The organism is Bacillus sp. FJAT-45350, from assembly GCF_002335805.1.
GTDB lineage: Bacteria > Bacillota > Bacilli > Bacillales > NISU01 > FJAT-45350.
In genome coordinates this window covers 2,412,715-2,430,661 of sequence record NZ_NISU01000001.1, presented here as the reverse complement: position 1 = coordinate 2,430,661, position 17,947 = coordinate 2,412,715, and the positions used below count along the sequence as shown (strand labels likewise).

The 17,947-nt window shown below is 35.5% G+C and carries 23 protein-coding genes; 15 read left to right on the top strand and 8 right to left on the bottom strand.

Features of this window, described 5'->3' with window-relative positions:
* Positions 1–44: 44 nt before the first annotated feature.
* The 11 genes from alaS to CD003_RS12245 all read left to right on the top strand — a co-directional run bounded on the left by alaS (position 45) and on the right by CD003_RS12245 (position 10,384).
* On the top strand, positions 45–2,684 hold the full coding sequence (gene alaS, locus CD003_RS12295) for an alanine--tRNA ligase (protein WP_096201395.1): 2,640 nt from the start codon (positions 45–47) through the stop codon (positions 2,682–2,684).
* A gap of 106 nt (positions 2,685–2,790) precedes the next feature.
* Complete coding sequence (locus tag CD003_RS12290; RefSeq protein ID WP_096201394.1) at positions 2,791–3,060, top strand: IreB family regulatory phosphoprotein; 270 nt, start codon at positions 2,791–2,793, stop codon at positions 3,058–3,060.
* 119 nt (positions 3,061–3,179) lie between these two features.
* On the top strand, positions 3,180–3,602 hold the full coding sequence (ruvX, locus tag CD003_RS12285) for a Holliday junction resolvase RuvX (RefSeq protein WP_096201393.1): 423 nt from the start codon (positions 3,180–3,182) through the stop codon (positions 3,600–3,602).
* Positions 3,603–3,622: 20 nt separating this feature from the next.
* Positions 3,623–3,916: a DUF1292 domain-containing protein gene (locus tag CD003_RS12280; RefSeq protein ID WP_096201392.1), complete on the top strand. Its 294-nt coding sequence runs from the start codon at positions 3,623–3,625 to the stop codon at positions 3,914–3,916.
* 178 nt (positions 3,917–4,094) lie between these two features.
* Complete coding sequence (mltG, locus tag CD003_RS12275; RefSeq protein WP_096201391.1) at positions 4,095–5,234, top strand: endolytic transglycosylase MltG; 1,140 nt, start codon at positions 4,095–4,097, stop codon at positions 5,232–5,234.
* Between the two features lie 90 nt (positions 5,235–5,324).
* A complete protein-coding gene (locus tag CD003_RS12270; protein ID WP_096201390.1) occupies positions 5,325–5,963 on the top strand; it encodes an O-methyltransferase in 639 nt (212 codons plus the stop codon).
* A 22-nt stretch (positions 5,964–5,985) separates the two neighbouring features.
* Entirely contained in the window at positions 5,986–6,924 is a 939-nt protein-coding gene (locus tag CD003_RS12265; RefSeq protein ID WP_096201389.1) for a peptidase U32 family protein, read from the top strand.
* A gap of 42 nt (positions 6,925–6,966) precedes the next feature.
* The gene (locus CD003_RS12260; RefSeq protein WP_096201388.1) at positions 6,967–8,244 is read left to right on the top strand and encodes a peptidase U32 family protein; all 1,278 of its coding nucleotides are present in this window, start codon (positions 6,967–6,969) and stop codon (positions 8,242–8,244) included.
* Positions 8,244–8,879: a uridine kinase gene (udk, locus tag CD003_RS12255; protein WP_096201387.1), complete on the top strand. Its 636-nt coding sequence runs from the start codon at positions 8,244–8,246 to the stop codon at positions 8,877–8,879. The genes CD003_RS12260 and udk overlap by 1 nt, the downstream gene beginning before the upstream one ends.
* 214 nt (positions 8,880–9,093) lie before the next feature.
* Entirely contained in the window at positions 9,094–9,567 is a 474-nt protein-coding gene (greA, locus tag CD003_RS12250) for a transcription elongation factor GreA (RefSeq protein WP_096201386.1), read from the top strand.
* Positions 9,568–9,784: 217 nt separating this feature from the next.
* A complete protein-coding gene (locus tag CD003_RS12245) occupies positions 9,785–10,384 on the top strand; it encodes a YrrS family protein (RefSeq protein WP_096201385.1) in 600 nt (199 codons plus the stop codon).
* A gap of 32 nt (positions 10,385–10,416) precedes the next feature.
* Here CD003_RS12245 and CD003_RS12240 read toward each other — a convergent pair whose 3' ends face one another.
* On the bottom strand, positions 10,417–10,626 hold the full coding sequence (locus tag CD003_RS12240) for a YrzA family protein (protein ID WP_096201384.1): 210 nt from the start codon (positions 10,624–10,626) through the stop codon (positions 10,417–10,419).
* Positions 10,627–10,770: 144 nt separating this feature from the next.
* Here CD003_RS12240 and mtnN point away from each other — a divergent pair, with 144 nt between their 5' ends.
* Together mtnN and CD003_RS12230 are read left to right on the top strand one after the other, a co-directional pair.
* Positions 10,771–11,472, top strand: coding sequence for a 5'-methylthioadenosine/S-adenosylhomocysteine nucleosidase (gene mtnN / locus CD003_RS12235; protein WP_096201383.1), 702 nt, complete (start codon positions 10,771–10,773; stop codon positions 11,470–11,472).
* A gap of 138 nt (positions 11,473–11,610) precedes the next feature.
* Positions 11,611–11,856, top strand: a complete 246-nt coding sequence (locus CD003_RS12230; protein WP_096201382.1) for a YrhC family protein — start codon at positions 11,611–11,613, stop codon at positions 11,854–11,856.
* A 59-nt stretch (positions 11,857–11,915) separates the two neighbouring features.
* Here CD003_RS12230 and CD003_RS12225 read toward each other — a convergent pair whose 3' ends face one another.
* The 5 genes from CD003_RS12225 to CD003_RS12205 form a co-directional block, all read right to left on the bottom strand.
* A complete protein-coding gene (locus CD003_RS12225) occupies positions 11,916–12,476 on the bottom strand; it encodes a YIP1 family protein (protein WP_096201381.1) in 561 nt (186 codons plus the stop codon).
* A gap of 101 nt (positions 12,477–12,577) precedes the next feature.
* Entirely contained in the window at positions 12,578–14,227 is a 1,650-nt protein-coding gene (locus tag CD003_RS12220) for a sodium:solute symporter family transporter (protein ID WP_096201380.1), read from the bottom strand.
* A gap of 2 nt (positions 14,228–14,229) precedes the next feature.
* On the bottom strand, positions 14,230–14,511 hold the full coding sequence (locus tag CD003_RS12215) for a hypothetical protein (RefSeq protein ID WP_096201379.1): 282 nt from the start codon (positions 14,509–14,511) through the stop codon (positions 14,230–14,232).
* A 375-nt stretch (positions 14,512–14,886) separates the two neighbouring features.
* Entirely contained in the window at positions 14,887–15,522 is a 636-nt protein-coding gene (locus CD003_RS12210; protein WP_257008306.1) for an NUDIX hydrolase, read from the bottom strand.
* Positions 15,523–15,686: 164 nt separating this feature from the next.
* Positions 15,687–16,133, bottom strand: a complete 447-nt coding sequence (locus tag CD003_RS12205; protein WP_096201377.1) for an Lrp/AsnC family transcriptional regulator — start codon at positions 16,131–16,133, stop codon at positions 15,687–15,689.
* 381 nt (positions 16,134–16,514) lie between these two features.
* On the opposite strand from CD003_RS12205, the gene CD003_RS12200 reads away from it, so the two are divergent.
* A complete protein-coding gene (locus CD003_RS12200) occupies positions 16,515–16,730 on the top strand; it encodes a hypothetical protein (protein WP_096201376.1) in 216 nt (71 codons plus the stop codon).
* Between the two features lie 158 nt (positions 16,731–16,888).
* Complete coding sequence (locus tag CD003_RS12195; protein ID WP_096201375.1) at positions 16,889–17,230, top strand: hypothetical protein; 342 nt, start codon at positions 16,889–16,891, stop codon at positions 17,228–17,230.
* Positions 17,231–17,427: 197 nt separating this feature from the next.
* Here the strand turns inward: CD003_RS12195 and CD003_RS12190 are convergent, their stop codons facing one another.
* Together CD003_RS12190 and CD003_RS22320 are read right to left on the bottom strand one after the other, a co-directional pair.
* The gene (locus tag CD003_RS12190) at positions 17,428–17,718 is read right to left on the bottom strand and encodes a hypothetical protein (RefSeq protein ID WP_096201374.1); all 291 of its coding nucleotides are present in this window, start codon (positions 17,716–17,718) and stop codon (positions 17,428–17,430) included.
* 12 nt (positions 17,719–17,730) lie between these two features.
* Complete coding sequence (locus CD003_RS22320; protein ID WP_257008305.1) at positions 17,731–17,862, bottom strand: hypothetical protein; 132 nt, start codon at positions 17,860–17,862, stop codon at positions 17,731–17,733.
* Between the last annotated feature and the right edge of the window lie 85 nt (positions 17,863–17,947).

Below are 17,947 nucleotides of genomic sequence, written 5' to 3'. Positions count from 1 at the left end.
GCACTTATAAAAAGAAAATTAAAAAAAATAGGAGGTTTTATAAAATGAAGAAGCTCTCATCTGCTGAAGTAAGACAAATGTATTTAGATTTTTTTAAGGAAAAAGGACATGATATTGAGCCTAGTGCATCATTAGTGCCACACGAAGACCCATCATTATTATGGATTAATAGTGGTGTTGCAACATTAAAGAAATACTTTGATGGTCGTGTTATTCCCGAAAACCCTAGAATTACAAATGCGCAAAAATCAATTCGTACAAATGATATTGAAAATGTAGGAAAAACAGCTCGTCACCATACTTTCTTTGAAATGTTAGGAAACTTCTCGATTGGAGATTATTTTAAAGAAGAAGCAATTGAATGGGCGTGGGAGTTCCTAACAAGTGACAAGTGGATTGGATGGGACTCAGAGAAATTATCAGTCACTGTACATCCTGAAGATCACGAAGCATATGATTATTGGAGCAAAAAGATTGGGGTACCTGAAGAGCGTATCATCCGTCTGGAAGGGAATTTCTGGGATATTGGTGAAGGGCCAAGTGGACCTAACACTGAGATTTTTTATGACAGAGGACCTGAGTATGGTGATGATCCGAATGATTCAGAACTATATCCTGGTGGAGAAAATGAAAGGTATTTAGAAGTTTGGAACTTAGTATTTTCACAATTTAACCATAACCCTGATGGTACATATACACCACTTCCAAAGAAGAACATTGATACAGGGATGGGTCTTGAACGTATGGTTTCAGTAATTCAAGATGTTCCAACGAACTTTGATACAGATTTATTTATGCCAATTATTAAAGCAACTGAAGAGATTGCAGGAGTAGCATACGGTAAAGAAAAAGATATTGACGTAGCTTTTAAAGTAGTTGCTGACCATATTCGTACAGTTACATTTGCGATTGGAGACGGTGCGCTTCCATCAAATGAAGGTCGTGGCTATGTATTAAGACGTTTACTTCGCCGTGCTGTTCGTTATGCAAAATTAATTAATATCGAACGTCCATTTATGTTTGAACTTGTTCCAGTTGTTGGAGAAATCATGGTAGATTTCTATCCAGAAGTAAAAGAGAAAACAGATTTTATACAAAAAGTAATTAAAAACGAAGAAGAACGCTTCCATGAAACTCTTCATGAAGGGTTAACAATGCTATCTAAGGTAATTAAAGAAGCTGAGGAAAAAGGAAACAAAGTGATTCCTGGTAGTGATGTGTTCCGCTTATATGATACATATGGCTTCCCAGTCGATTTAACAGAAGAGTATGCAGAGGAAAAAGGTTTTACAATTGATCGAGAAGGCTTTGAGAAGGAAATGGAAGGGCAAAGAGAGCGTGCTCGTGCTGCCCGTCAAGAATCGGACTCTATGCAAATTCAAGATCAATTATTAGGAGAACTAAATGTAGATAGTACATTCGTTGGTTACGATCGTTTAAGTCACGATGCAGTAGTAGAGATAATTATCAAGGACAAGCAGTTTGTCGACTTTGCTGGTGTTGACGATGAGATTCAGTTAATTTTAAACGAAACACCTTTCTATGCAGAAAGCGGTGGACAAGTTGCAGATAAAGGTACAATCAATGGTAACGGTTTTATTGTCAAAGTAAATGATGTACAAAAAGCACCAAATGGACAACACCTTCACACTGCAGTTGTAACTGAAGGAACAGTGAGAAAGGGTGAAAAGATAAAGGCGATTATTGAAGATACAGGTCGAATTGGTATCGTCAAAAATCATACAGCGACTCACCTTCTTCACCGTGCATTAAAAGATACACTAGGGGAGCATGTAAACCAAGCTGGTTCATTAGTATCTGAAGACCGTCTACGTTTTGACTTCTCTCACTTTGGGCAAGTTACACCTGAAGAGCTTACAAAAATTGAAGCTATCGTAAATGAAAAAGTATGGAATGCAATTGCTGTTGATATTGCAGTCAAGAATATTGATGAAGCAAAAGCAATGGGTGCAATGGCTCTATTTGGTGAAAAATATGGCAGTGTTGTACGTGTTGTAACAGTTGGTGAATACAGTATTGAGCTATGCGGCGGTTGTCATGTGAATAACACGTCTGAGATTGGCTTATTTAAGATTGTTTCTGAATCAGGTATTGGTGCAGGGGTACGACGTATTGAAGCAGTAACTGGTAAAGGTGCTTATGAATTTATGAACAGCCAAATTGACCTTTTACGAGATGCAGCTACTGGATTAAAAGCGAAGAATTTAAAGGATGTGCCAAGCCGTATTGATTCAATGCAACAACAAATTAAAGACTTACAAAAAGATAATGAATCATTATCAGCAAAATTGGGTAACATGGAAGCAGGGAATTTGGTTAACGAGACAATTGATGTAAATGGTGTATCTCTTTTAGCGAAAAAAGTAAATGCTAGCGACATGGATAGCTTACGTTCAATCGTAGATAATCTTAAAACAAGCATAGAGTCAGGTGTGATCGTTCTTGGGGCAGCAAACAATGGGAAAGTTAATATCGTTGCTGCTGTAACAAAGGACTTAATTGGACAAGGCTATAATGCAGGTAAAATCGTAAAGGAAGTTGCTACACGTTGCGGTGGTGGCGGCGGTGGTCGTCCAGATATGGCACAAGCAGGTGGAAAGAATCCTGAGCAACTTGAAGAGGCACTTGCATTTGTTGAAGAATATATTAAATCAGTTTCCTAATTCGATAGAAGTAGTGTACAATTAAAATTGAGTAATATTTTCTGGTCTGTGCAAAATGTGGTTTTACCATGTTAAACTTAGATAGTTTTAGAAAGAGGTGTTTGTGATGGGCTCTATGGACAATACGATGAAATTTAATTTCCATGATGACGCTGCCCAAGTTGATGTCCAAGAAGTGCTTCTTACTGTATATGAAGCTCTTGAGGAAAAAGGCTATAATCCGATTAATCAAATAGTTGGTTATTTGCTATCAGGGGATCCAGCCTATATTCCTAGACATAATGAGGCTAGAACGATTATAAGAAAACTAGAACGGGACGAGCTAATCGAGGAACTTGTAAAGTCTTATTTAGCTACAAAGAAGGAAGATAAGTAATCCTGTTTTATCGGTAATCGTTTTATGTAAACGCGGGAGTCGTATGAATCTTATCACAGCACTAAAAACGGGGTTCAAATACGAAGAATTACTTGAACGTCCTATAATAAGGAGTACTAATGAGGATATTAGGTTTAGATGTAGGAACGAAGACTGTTGGTATTGCTATAAGTGACGAATTAGGATGGACGGCACAAGGGCATGATACAATTAGACGGACAGAGGAAGAAGATCCAATGTTAGTTTTTGAATCAATTGCTAAACTTGTGAAAGACTATGATATTGAAAAGGTAGTTGTAGGCTTACCTAAAAATATGAATGGTACAATTGGTCCTAGTGGCGAAGCATGTCAGCAGTTTGCAGAGCAATTGAAGCAATATATAACAGGCCCAATTATTCTGTGGGATGAACGATTAACAACTGTAGCCGCAGAAAAAATGCTGATTTCAGCTGATGTTAGTCGTAAAAAAAGAAAAAAAGTAATAGATAAAATGGCAGCAGTCATGATTTTACAAGGATATTTAGATCACGCTGGCAAATAAAAATAAGAGGTGTAGTTGACATGGAACAAGAAAGAGAACGTATTATTATCCCTGATGAAAATGGGGACGAGCATTTATTTGAAGAGCTATTTAAATTCTCAGTTGACGAAACTGGTAAATCATACATTCTTTTAGTACCAGTAGGTGACGACGAAGAGGATGATGAAGACGGTGTTGAAGTATTAGCCTTCAGATACGAAGACGAAGAAGGCGAAGATAGTGATATCACTCTTCATACGATTGAAACAGAAGAAGAGTGGGATATGGTTGAAGAAATGCTAAATACCTTTGAAGAGGAACAAGACGAAGAGTAAAAAAAGAAGTTGAGGAAACCCACCTCAATAAAAAACAAAAGTTCAAAAGATTACTGAGGAAAAGCACCTCAGTTTCAAAAAGCAATCGAGGAAATCCACCTCGATTGCTTTTTTTCTACATTTTTATCGAAAATTTGCGTTATTATAGTATAATGAGACAGGTGAAGGGGGGATACAAATGACAGAGAAGAAAGATAAGCAAGAGTATGATAGAAAGTATGCGGAAAAAGTGGCTCAAGCAAAAATTGTTCGGAAGATTGTCTTCTTTTGTGTACTGGCAATTGTCGTTGTTTGTTCTATAGCATTAATAAGTAGTTTTTTATATGTGAAATCAGCGGTTGGTCCGGTTGATATAAATGATGAGTCTCCTGTAGAAGTTTCTATTCCAATAGGTTCATCTAGTACACAGATAGGTCAAATCCTTGAGAATGAAGGAGTAATTAAAAGTGGTACTTTCTTCAGATATTATGTTCGATATAAGAATGAGACAGGGTTCCAGGCAGGTGATTATGAATTATCTAAGACAATGAGTTTAGATGATATCATTCAAGAGTTAAAAGAAGGACGTGTCATTCAAGAGCCTGTGCTTGTTTTTACAGTTCCAGAGGGGCTTTGGATTTCGGATGTTATTGAAATTATTGCAAACAACACGGACTATGAAGTGGAAGAGATCGACGAAGTTCTTAATGATGAGGATTATTTAAAAGAATTAGAAGAGAAGTTTGCAATTTTAACTGAAGACATTTTTAAAGAAGGCATTAAACATCCGTTAGAAGGTTATTTATTTCCTTCTCGTTATGATTTTTATCAAGAGGATGTATCAATTGAAGAAATTATTGAGAAAATGATAGGACAGACAGAGACAGTTTTCTTTAAGTATGAAACAGATCTAGATAATAGTCCTTACACGATTCATGAAATTATGACATTAGCTTCAATTGTTGAAAGAGAAGCACAAAAATCTGAAGATCGTTATTTAATTTCAGGTGTGTTACACAATCGTTTAGAACAAGGTATGGCATTACAGGTTGATCCAACAGTTGCGTATGCGATTGGAGAGCATCGTTATATGACAACCTTTGCAGATTTAGAAATTGACTCTCCATATAATACGTATCGTTATGCCGGTGTGCCAATTGGTCCGATTGCGAATCCAGGTGAGGATTCTATCAAAGCGACGATTCTTCCTGAGAGGACAGATTATCTCTTCTTCTATGCAAGGTTTAATGGAGAAGTTATTTACAATGAAACGTACCAAGAGCATAACCGAGTCCATCAGCAGTATCGTGATGAATGGGTTGAAGGTAGACAAGATTAATGACAAAAAGGGGATGCGGGGAAACTCGCATTCCTATTGTATTTATGTTAGAATTAATCGTTATAACCTAATGACTAAGGGGTCTGACTGATGATTTCGAAAGAAGTAGTTCACTATATAGAAGAGCTTATACAAGATAGAAATGAGTTACTTGTAGAAATGGAACACTATGCAAAGGAAGCAAATGTTCCTATCATGGAGCTTGTTGGTATAGAGGCAATGCTACAAATGTTAAAGCTATATAAACCAAAACGGATAATTGAAATCGGTACCGCTATTGGATACTCTGCTATTCGAATGGCAGAGGCAGTAGAGGATTGTATGGTAGTAACAATTGAGCGTGACGAAGAACGCTATGAAAAAGCAATTGAATACATTAACCGTGCAAATCTATCTCATCGAATTCGAGTTATCTATGGAGACGCATTTGAAGTAAGCAAAGAACTTGATGATGAGCCTCCTTTTGATGTACTATTTATTGATGCTGCAAAAGGCCAATATAAGCGCTTTTTTGAGGAATATGGCAAGTTAATTCCATCGGGTGGAGTTATTATATCAGATAATATACTTTTTCGAGGATTAGTTGCCAATTCAGAGCATGAGCAGAAGCGTTTAAAAACATTAGCAAATAAGCTAAATCAATACAATCAATGGTTGATGACTCACGAGCAGTATGGTACTACGATTTTTCCTGTTGGTGACGGAATTGCCGTTAGTATAAAAAAATAAAAATGCATGCTAAAGTAGGTGAATGAAAATGTCAAACAAACCAGAGCTATTAGTTACACCAAGAGATGTAGCTGCAATCGAACCGTTAGTAAAAGCTGGAGCAACGGCTATATTAATTGGTGAAGAGAGATATGGTTTACGTTTAGCCGGAGAATTCAAGATTGAAGAAATAAAAGAGGCAACTGAGATCGCGCAAAACCTAAGTGCTAAAGTATATGTTGCAATGAATGGTATTTTTCATAATGAAAGAGTTCCAGAACTTGGCGACTATTTGAAGCGTCTAGTTGAAATCAATGTAGATGGCGTAGTGTTCGGTGACCCAGCTGTGTTGATGACAGCGAAGGAAGAAGCTCCTAATATGAAGTTACACTGGAATACTGAAACAACAGCAACAAATTGGTTTACTGCTAATTATTGGGGAAGTAAAGGCGCGAAACGTGCTGTACTTGCTAGAGAAGTAAATATGGATTCTATTGTTGAAACAAAAGAGAATGCAAAGATTGAAATAGAAGTACAAGTTCACGGAATGACATGTATGTTCCATTCTAAACGTGAATTAGTAGGAAATTACTTTGAGTATTTAGGGAAGAATATGAAAGTAGAAGGTAAGAATCAGGACCGTCAAATGTATTTATATGATCCTGAGCGTGATGCGAAATACCCTATTTTTGAAGATGGAAATGGGACACACATTATGAGTCCTAATGACATTTGTATTATTGATGAGCTCGAAGATATGCTGGAAGCTGATGTTGATAGCTTTAAAATAGATGGGATTTTCAAGTCAACTGAGTATATGGAACAAGTTGTTTCTATGTATAGACAAGCTATCGACTTATATTTTGAAGATGAAGATGCTTACAGTGATAAAAAAGAAGAGTATCTAGAGAAAATTAGGTCTATTCAGCCTACAAATAGAGACATTGATACAGGCTTTTTCTTTAAAGAAACAGTGTATTAATAAAAGACCGCCTGGCGGTTTTTATTATTAGGAGGGATTTAAATGGAAGCTATCGCTCAGGTAACAAAGGATGGAAAACGAGTGATAACAAAGAAACCAGAGCTTTTGTCTCCGGCAGGTAGTCTTGAGAAGCTTAAGATTGCGATTCGCTATGGAGCAGATGCAGTTTATATAGGTGGGCGAGAGTTCGGACTTCGTTCAAGTGCGGATAACTTCTCAATCGATCAGATGAGAGAGGGAGTAGAATTTGCTAATCGTTATGGAGCAAAGGTATATGTAACAACAAATATTTATGCACATAATGAAAATATGGATGGGCTTGAAGAGTATTTAGCTGCATTACAGGACGTTGGAATTACAGGGATTATTGTTGCTGATCCATTAATTATTGAAACATGTAAACGTGTAGCTCCTAAGGTTGAGGTCCACTTAAGTACACAGCAATCATTAAGTAACTGGCTTGCAGTAAAGTACTGGAAGGAAGAAGGGCTAGAGCGTGTCGTTTTAGCACGTGAGGTTAGCTTAGAAGAGATGCTAGAAATGAAAAAGAATGTTGATATCGAAATTGAAACATTCGTTCATGGTGCTATGTGTATTTCTTATTCTGGTCGTTGTGTATTAAGTAATCATATGACTGCACGAGATTCAAATAGAGGTGGCTGTTGTCAGTCTTGTCGTTGGGATTATAACCTAATGGAAGAAAAAGATGAAAACGGAGTGGTGCAAGAAGTACCTCTATACGGAGACGAAGACGCTCCGTATACAATGAGTCCAAAGGATTTAAATTTAATTCAAGCTATACCTAAATTAATTGAAGCAGGAATTGATAGCTTAAAAGTCGAAGGTAGAATGAAATCAATTCATTATGTGGCAACAGTAACAGCTGTATACCGTAAAGTAATTGACGCTTACTGTGCAGACCCTGATAATTTTAAAATTAAAAAGGAATGGTTAGAAGAGCTTGATAAGTGTGCGAATAGAGACACAGCCCCTGCCTTCTTTGAAAACGTTCCTAGTTATGAAGAACAAATGTATGGAAATCATCCTAAGCGTACTACGTATGATTTTGCTGGTCTTGTCCTAGACTATGATGATAAGACAGGAATAATTACCCTACAGCAACGTAATCATTTTAAACCAGGTGATGAAGTAGAATTCTTTGGACCAGAATTAGAACAAAATGTGAAACAAGTTGTTGAGACAATATGGGATGAAGAAGGAAACGAATTAGATGCAGCACGTCATCCATTACAAATTGTGAAGTTCAAAGTGGACAAACAAGTTTATCCACAAAATATGATGCGTAAAGAGGTAAGATAATGAGTCAAAAGCCAGTCATCATTGGAGTAGCAGGAGGAACAGGCTCAGGTAAAACAACAGTAGCAAAAGAGATTTTTCACCAGTTTAATGAAAAATCTATTGTATTCATTGAACAAGATGCATATTATAAAGACCAAAGTCATCTGTCTTTTGAAGAACGTCTTAAAACGAATTATGACCATCCGTTAGCCTTTGATAACGATTTACTTGTTGAGCAGCTGAAAGAACTGATAAATGGTAGACCAATTGATCTTCCGGTTTATGATTATGCTGAGCATACACGCTCTAAAGAAGTAAAACCGATTGGTCCAAAAGATGTTGTCATTCTTGAAGGTATACTAATATTAGAGGACAAACGACTTCGTGATTTAATGGATATTAAGCTTTTTGTTGATACGGATGCTGATTTAAGAATTATTCGTAGGTTAATGCGAGATATTCAAGAGCGAGAGCGTACTTTGGATTCGGTTATAAAGCAATATACAGAAGTTGTAAGACCTATGCATCTTCAGTTTATTGAACCAACAAAGCGGTATGCGGATTTGGTTATTCCAGAAGGTGGAAAAAATCGCGTTGCAATTGATTTGATGGTTACAAAAATTCGCACAATTATTGAAGAAAAAGTATTTTTATAATAGCATAAGGAAAGCGAGGTTGTTGACCTTGCTTTCTTAAGCATAAAAAAGATAAGTTGAGTTTTTCTATTATGAATGCAAAAGTATTGGTAATGAAGGATGGATACACCATTCATATATAGTCTTACTAGCATAGTAAGGCCTTTGCGCATTGCATACTAGAAAAGCTAATCAAGTTATTTTTAATACATAGTTGGAAAGAGGAGTGGAATACATGGCAGATAAGAAGCATTATATGACCCTTGATGGAAAGCAGAAGTTAGAAGATGAGTTAGAATTTTTAAAAACAGAAAAACGTAAGGAAGTAGTCGAGCGTATTAAAGTGGCTCGTAGCTTTGGTGATTTATCAGAGAACTCGGAATATGATTCTGCAAAAGAGGAACAAGCCTTTGTAGAAGGTCGTATTTCTCAAATAGAAAAAATGATTCGTAATGCAGTCATTATAGAAGAGAATCAAACAAATACTTCAGTCGTTGGTTTAGGAAGAACAGTACGATTTATTGAACTTCCTGATGGTGACGAAGAAGAATACACAATTGTTGGTAGTGCAGAGTCAGATCCACTTGAAGGAAAGATTTCAAATGATTCACCAATGGCACAAAGCTTATTAGGACGTACTATTGGTGATAAAGTAACGGTCAACACTCCTGGTGGAGAAATGGAAGTTAAAATTTTAGAAGTAAAATAATAACAACGCTATAAGACAAATATAATTGTCAATGAACAGTGGTTATTGAATAATGAACTCCTGAAAAATCCCAGATGAATTCATCTGGGATTTTTCATTAGCAATTAGCAATTAGCAATTAGCAATTAGCAATTAGCAATTAGCAATTAGCAATTAGCAATTAGCAATTCATAATTAAATAAATTCGTGGTAGTATTATGAGATGGGAGGGAGATTTATGGATTATAATAGTACGAGGTTTGAACAGAGAAAGAAAAAAAGAGTTAACAAAATCTTAAATATCTCTATTGGTATTGTAGCAGTACTTATTCTATTCTTTGGTTCACAACTTATCTTTGGTACATCTAGTAATGAAGATGCAATGACAGAAGTGGAAGAAGAAGAAACAATCGAAGAAGAAGAAGTAATAGAGGAAGAAAATATAGAAGAAGCAGTGGTGGAAGAAGAAATTCCTGAGATAGAAAATAATAATGAAGAAGAACAAATAGAAGAAGATGAAGAAGAGCTACTAGAGCCAGTTGATGGAGAGTGGCAACCAATTGGAACACAGCAGCAACAACAGGAACCTTTTGAAGCTGACTTCACAAGAGACGGCCAAAACTGGAACGAAATGAAGCGAGCATTAGAGTATGCTACAGGTCTTGGTGACAATATTATTATTTGGCGCTTAGAAAACGGAGGGAATCTCCAAAGTGCCGTTGGAACAGTCAGTGATTATCAAAATCAAAGTACGCCGTATCAGGTACGTTTAGAATGGACAAATCGTGGCTGGCAGCCAGTAAATGTTAATACATTAGATAAGAATCCTTATAATTAATGTAAAGAAGGTCTGGACATTGTCCAGGCCTTCTATCCTTTTGCTCTAAAATGTACAACAGCTGAGTAAATAGGCTGTCCTGTTTTAGGATTCGGAAATACTTGGTGTGAAATAGAGTGTACTTCAAGTAAAAGTGCTTTATTAATATCGATTTGTTCATTTATTTTCTTTTCGAGTGATTGTAGGTTTGCTGTTTCGAAAAACTCGACTTTATCATGAATACGTTCTAATTGAATGCCCATGCTTATCATTCCTTTCTAAAAGAATTCTCTTAGCTCAATATAACAAAAATAGATTGAAAAGAAAATATGTGAAAATAAATAAAGTCGTGTATACTATTCATAGCAAGAAATAGGGAATGAATTAGAAAGGAATGACACATACATATGAGATTAGGTATTATTGGAGCAATGGACGAGGAAGTTGAGCTATTAAAGAGCAAAATAGACAATCGTGAGGACAATACAATTGCTGGTTGTGAGTTTCACAGTGGAATGTTAAATGGCGTAGACGTCGTTCTATTAAAATCAGGAATTGGTAAGGTAAACGCAGCAGTTGCGACAACGTTACTTATTCAATTATACAAACCTGATGCGGTTATCAATACAGGATCAGCTGGAGGATTTTATGAAAAGCTAAATGTTGGAGATATCGTTATTTCAACTGAGGTTCGGTACAATGATGTTGACGCGACTGTATTTGGTTACGAGTTTGGACAAGTACCACAAATGCCAGCATACTACTCTCCAGCAGAAAACTTAGTTAACATTGCTGAAGAGAGTGCAAAGGATGTAGGAGTACACTCAGAGAAAGGGCTCATTGTTTCTGGTGACTCGTTCATGAGTGACCATGGGCGTGTGGAAGAGTTAAAGAAACTCTTCACTAACCCTTATTGCGCTGAAATGGAAGCGGGGGCAATTGCTCAAGTATGTCATCAATTCCAATGTCCGTTTGTTATTATTCGTTCATTATCAGATATTGCTGGTAGTGATGCGAAGGTTTCATATGACAAGTTCTTAGAAACAGCTTCAGTTAACTCAGCCAAGCTGGTATTACTGATGGTGGAACAGTATAAGAATAATCATTAATAAATAATTAGAGTGCTACAAAAAGGTAACTATTATTTTTTTGTAGCACTCTTTTGTTTATTCTCCCATAAATTACATCCAATCAATCTACTATTTTGATGTTAAAATAGAAAGTAGTTAGAAAAGGAGAGGGATACAATGGGAGATAAACAAATTCAAATGTTAAAAGATAAAGTAACTGATTTCCGCCGTTATGCTTATATCCTTCTATCGTTAAGTATCTTTTTATTTATTGGGCTTCTTATTCCTAGTGAGGGGACAGTGACATCTGGGCCTGAACCTAGCTTTATTATATTAGCAGTACTTTCAATGTTAGTTTTTGCACTATTTTTTCATAAAAGAGCGACTTCATGTCAAAGACAATTAAATGAAGAGATGCAGTAAAGGATAGCATAACAAAAAACGAGACACTAGAGTGAAGTAAATCACTTAGTGTCTCGTTTTTAGCTTGCTGGAGGTATTACAATATAATAAATGCTAATAAAGAATATAAAAATAACTGAAATTGCCGCATAGGCTTTCCATGAAACAAAAGCTTGAGTAACTGCCAATGAACGTACTGAAATTATGTACATCCAAATAAGAGCAATAATAATTGAAGAAATCCCAAGCAGGGTGAAGTTACTAGCAATAAAAGCTGGCATCGCTATGATACTAGGGACCATAACAACGGTAGTCATCCGATTCAAGCTTCCTAACCCACCAGGACCACCAAAGCCTCTACTAGCTGCCCATAAAAGTAGTGAGAATACTAGACGAGTTAACAGGACCATAATGACCCCACCAATGATAAATATTCCAGGTACAACTATGTTACGAAGGAAGTCTGATTCGAAGCTCAATATGTATTCAGCATTGTGCTGTATAGAAAATAATCCATAAATGATACCAACTAAAAGTATGATTAATAGACACCACTTATTGAATTTAGGAGATTCACTTAGTTCCTTCATTGCATCCCTGTCTACTAATAATGATCGAAAAATTAATCCAATTCCATTCATAGTAATCTCCTTATTTATAAGTATCTAAAAATTATAACAAATAATATTGGCTCCTACCAGCTAAAGAGCTAACAGGAGCCAATTGTTACTATATAAGTATATTAAAGATCCCAAGGGAGTAATGCCCAAACAACGATTAATACACTAGCAGTTGTTACAATAAAGGCACCAAGTTTGCTGTTATAGCGATTTGGATTTACATCACTCCAACCATGGATACGTTCAATTAGTTTATGATCGGATTCAGTAGAAAGGCGATGCTTTAATCCTGGCATACGGTTCGTAATATAAGATACGATAATTAATAGGATAAAACTAAGAGGTACACATAGCATTGCTCCTGATAGTCCCATTCCGTCTGTTAAAGCGTGACCACTTACAACAATAGATGGGAATACAAATGGTGACACGATAATGTATAATCCCCCTGCAAATATAGAAGCAGCAATAGCTCCGTATCTGTTTGCTTCTTTCCACCATACACCCAAGAGAATCAGAGGTGCATTTGTTACCCCGGCTAAACCAAAGGCCCATAGAATACTAACTACTAAGAAATCTGGTGGGTTAATCGCAAGCACCACACTCGCAAAACCACCAAAGGCAATTGAAAAATAACCTAAGCGAACTTTTGCTTTACTAGAAAGAGATGGTTTTAACGTTGTTACAATATCTTGAGAGATAAGTGCACCGATTGCAAGTAAGTTTCCACTTAGTGTTGATAAACCAGCAGAAATTGCACCAGCAATAACAAGAGCTGTTACCCATTCAGGATTATAGACAAGGTTTAAAATGATGGTTAATTTATCTGCATCGGCAGGAGAAATCGTTATACCTGAAGTTTGTGTAAAAAATACACCTGAGAATCCCATTGCATAAGTAGCAGAGAAAACTAGACCTAAAGCAAAAGCGAACCAAATCATCGCTTGACGAGCGCTCTTTAAGCTAGATGCTGTATAGATACGCATCGCTAAGTGAGGAAGTCCTAGTGAACCTAATGTTAAAGCAGGTATAATAGCAAAATACCATTTTGATGAGTATTGATAGTCAAAGAATGTAGGCATAGCTTCAAGCATTGCAGGTACCATGTCAGCATAGAAAAGTGGAGGGAAATACCAGCCACTACCACCCATCGCCTTCATGATTGCTCCTAAAGGTACGATGAACATTAACGCAATAATTACCATTTGAATTGCAGCATTATTTGTTGCACCACTCATTCCACCGATAGTTACGTACCCAACAATTAGAATACCACCAACGATTAAACCAGTCATATAAGGGATACCTAACAATGTTTCAAACGTAACAGCAATCCCAATCATTTGTCCTAACGCATACATAATTGAGACTAGAATCATAAATAGAGCTGCAATGATGGAAGCAGAAACACCATAACGCTCACGAACGAAATGAGTAGGAGAGAAAGCACCCATACGGCGTAAGCTAGTTCCATAAATAATCGTAATTAACGGAATAGCTAAAATCATTTGAATCCAAAGCATAACGAAAGGTACTTGTAAATTTAGAATAAGTCCTGTAACCCCTAAGAATGTAGCTAAACTCATATAAGTAGATGCCATTGCTAAACCGTTTGTGACTGGTCCAACACCACCACCAGCTACATAGAGGTCTTCAACTGATTTACTTTTTCGGTTTGACATGTAACTAACAAAATAGAATAAAAGAAAAGTTAATATTACGATAACGATCCCGATAATGGGATTACTCAGTTGCCATACTTGTTCTTCCATATTTAACTCGCTCCTCTCGTATTATCTTTTGATTCATTACCTGCATGACGTGAGTTCTCTTCTTCAATAGCTGCGTCAATGTGATTCCCCATTTTACCAGCAACAACTGTTAAGAAAAGCACACCGAACCAGCCAAAAAGAATCGGAACTATGTACATGATTGGGAATCCAAATAGATAACCATCAACCGGAAAAATTGAAAAAATAAATCCAATGTGCCCTGAAATTAGAAATAGTGCAGACATAATAATCGTAAACCATACTTCCTTTTTGTATGCGCTCATGTTTCTCTCCCCCTTATTTTTTGTAAGTGCTTACAATTTTGCGTTAACAAAAAGTAAGAACCTAATTCAATACTAGTATTCACTGCAAAAAATAAAACTGAACGACCACTCGGTATGTTCGCGATAGAAAACCCTCTGCATCATCTATGTCCAAAAAGGATAGAGCGATTCATGCAGATCAACTACGAGCAAACAGTTTTTACCTTTGCAGAAAATGTAACATATTAAAAAATCTACACTATTGGGTAAATTCTTTCAAGGGTAAATCTTTAGAAAATTTAAAAAATCTAAAAAATATTTTTTCAATGTGTAAGTATATAACTTTTAAATGTTATTTTAGAATATATTTTTGTTAAAAAAATCCAACAACTAGTTCTAGCTAGTAGTTGGATTTTTTATAAGATCGACAAAATGATATACAATTCTTGCGGTAAGTCCCCAAATTACGTGGTCTTTGTATTGGTAAAAGTATTGAGGCATAAGACCTGTTCTTTCTTTGTATGTACTTCTATTTTTAATGAGATGAAAAGGAAAATCTTCTTGTGGACGAATATGGTGCTCCATGTGAAAGCAGTCTGGTTCATTTTCTAAAAAATAATCTAACGGGACGTAGAAGACAGTTTCAACTTCTGTAGGATTGGGTTGTATCGTATCAATTCGTTTTAACTCGCCTACAAAAGGATAGATAATTCCACGAAAGGGTGTTACCAAGTAATCTAAAGGTGCAATCGTTTGCACGTCCTCCTTTGTTAACCCGAGCTCTTCACATAATTCTCTTACTGCAGCCTGCTCTTCGCTTACATCGCTTTTGTCAATTTTTCCACCAGGAAAACAAACTTCCCCTGGTTGTTTTGAAAGGTTTTTTGAACGTACTTCGAATAAGATATATGTTTTATTTTCAATCATAACTAAAGGGAGCATTACGGCTGATTTAGAGTACTCGTCATGACCCATAACATCCGCTTTTCTATTTTCAATTAATCCTTTTATTGTAGAAATTTGTTCAGACAATAGCATCAAACTCCTTAGCCTTTTCTTTAATAATATCAAAAAACAGAAAGGGAATTGAGCTTTTTTGATCTATTTAGGACAAAAGTATGTCTATTTACCTGCAACCGATTTCTTTTTCCTATATATTATTATTAGGAACTATTTAACCTGAATTCAATCAATTTTTAAATTATTTCATGAGAGTTTTTATTAACTTCAAGTTGAACCATTGTATTACATTTTGTTACACCTTCAATTAGATTTAATTGTTTAATAAAACTAGTTAATTCTTGATAGTCTTTTACATTCACTTGTAAATATAGCTGATATTCTCCTGTTATGAGTGATATGTATCGCACCTCTTTATACTTTCTGGTTTGTTGTATTATTTTTTCTAGGTAATTTGCTCCAGCGCTTATCTGGACAATAGCTGAAACATTCAATCCTAAAGAGATAGGATTAACGACCCCAACAATATCAATAATGTCATCTTCAATTAAGCTTTTATACCTAGTACGTACTGTTTTTTCTGTTACTTCTAAACGGTTCGAAATTTCAGTAAAGGACATACGTCCATCTTTTGAAAGTAATCGAATGATATTTGTATCTAACTCATCAATTTTTCTTTCCATTTGCGCCTCCTACAGGAATCTATAATTATATAAAATCATATCTAGAGTGTAATAAATATTTTACTATATCTCAATGAATAAGTGTTCATTCATTTTTAATTTACTGACTTTTTAAATAATATATAATTAAGTATAGAGATTTAAGTAGCTTGATGGTAAGATAGGGTTAGTTACTAAGTACTGTAAAATAAATTATTTGAATTTTCAATTTTTATTGAAAGTAAGTAACAATTACGTTTGGTAGGAATACAATAACAAATAAAACTACAAGTGAAATTTACTGTTAGATTATCGACTATAGTTTAAGACACCCTTAGCTAAATTGCTTAGAATATAACTAATTATTCTTTTAAACATATTAAGTAAAGGAGTGTTTTTCGATTGCATTCAAACAGAAGTTGTGAGAATTGCTGGTGGGTAAATGAAAAGAAACATTGTCTTTTTTTAGAGGAACTCCGTTTTTTAGATAAGGACTATTCAGAAGATAAGAATCTTTGTTGGGGATGGAGACCGATAAAGAAAGAAGAGAAGATAGAGTATTTCGAGAAGTACGGACGAGAAGTTGAACGCATAGGCATTTTACCACAAATATATTAGTTCTAAGAGGCTCAGTTCACTAATGGGATTGAGTTCTTTTTTTGTTTATAACTATTGAAAACTGCTACATTTCTTTTTGATTTTAAACATATTTTTTTGAATTCTAGGAAATGATAGTAATAATCATGTAGTTATAGACAAGAAAGGAAGAGATTCGAATGGCGATAACAAAAAAGGAACGCTTATTACAAATAATTCAAGATTTTGAAAGCTATTCAAGTCAGATACCAAGTGACATGCAACAGAAAATTCAACAGGCAAAACAGACGTTGATGGAACAATCAGATGAGCATATTGAGCAAATTACAGATAATGTATACTCTACACCAGCTAACCAACGTAGTTTAGATCAGCAACATCCGGAGTATGTATTATTATCTTGTTATCAAGAAATTGAGCGATTGGCAAGAAAAGATAATACTAATCAGGAGTTAACGACTGTAGTTAAGGAGCTACAACATTATTTTTCAATTGAAGATAAGGACGGCTATTTTCCATGATAGGAAATAGACAATAAATTTGTCTGTTATAAAACCTCACAAATCTAATGAAAACAAGTCATAGGTTTTAGTAAACTAAGTTTCAGAAGGAAAGACGTTAAACACTTGTTTCCTAACTGTCTCTCTACTCCCCTCTAGAACTCCCCATTATGAATGGGGAGTTATTTTTTTATATACATTATATTATTAAATTTATGTTATAGAGCGCTTCTTCTACCTTGTAAAAGTAAAAGTAGTTCCCCTAAACTTAATCCTCTTACTTCATTTAATAACTTTTCCATTCCTTCATTTTCTTTCTTTAAGGAACCTTCGAGCAAAACAACCACAGTTTGATCTTTATCGACAAGTACTGATTGAACATATAAAGCATTAAATAAAATAGCTGCAACTACTGCAATTTGCTGAGGAGAGAGTTTATAGTTTTCTAATAACTTATTTAAATTATCTTTTTCATTACCCGAAAAACGAGCATTTGTATTTTTTTTCATCATGTCACCTCCCTACTCAAGAATGACAGGAAGTACTTCTGCTGGAATTTCACGTTCCTCCTCTTCTTCAACTGCCCCAAGGGAAAACGTTAAAAATATAAAGACAATGACTCCTAATAATACATAATATTGAGTACCCTCCATCAAATTTCACCTCTTAACTAAAAGTACCGGAAGCATAGTTGTTCATTAATAAATTGTATGTATTTGCAAGGACGGTTGTGCAAGG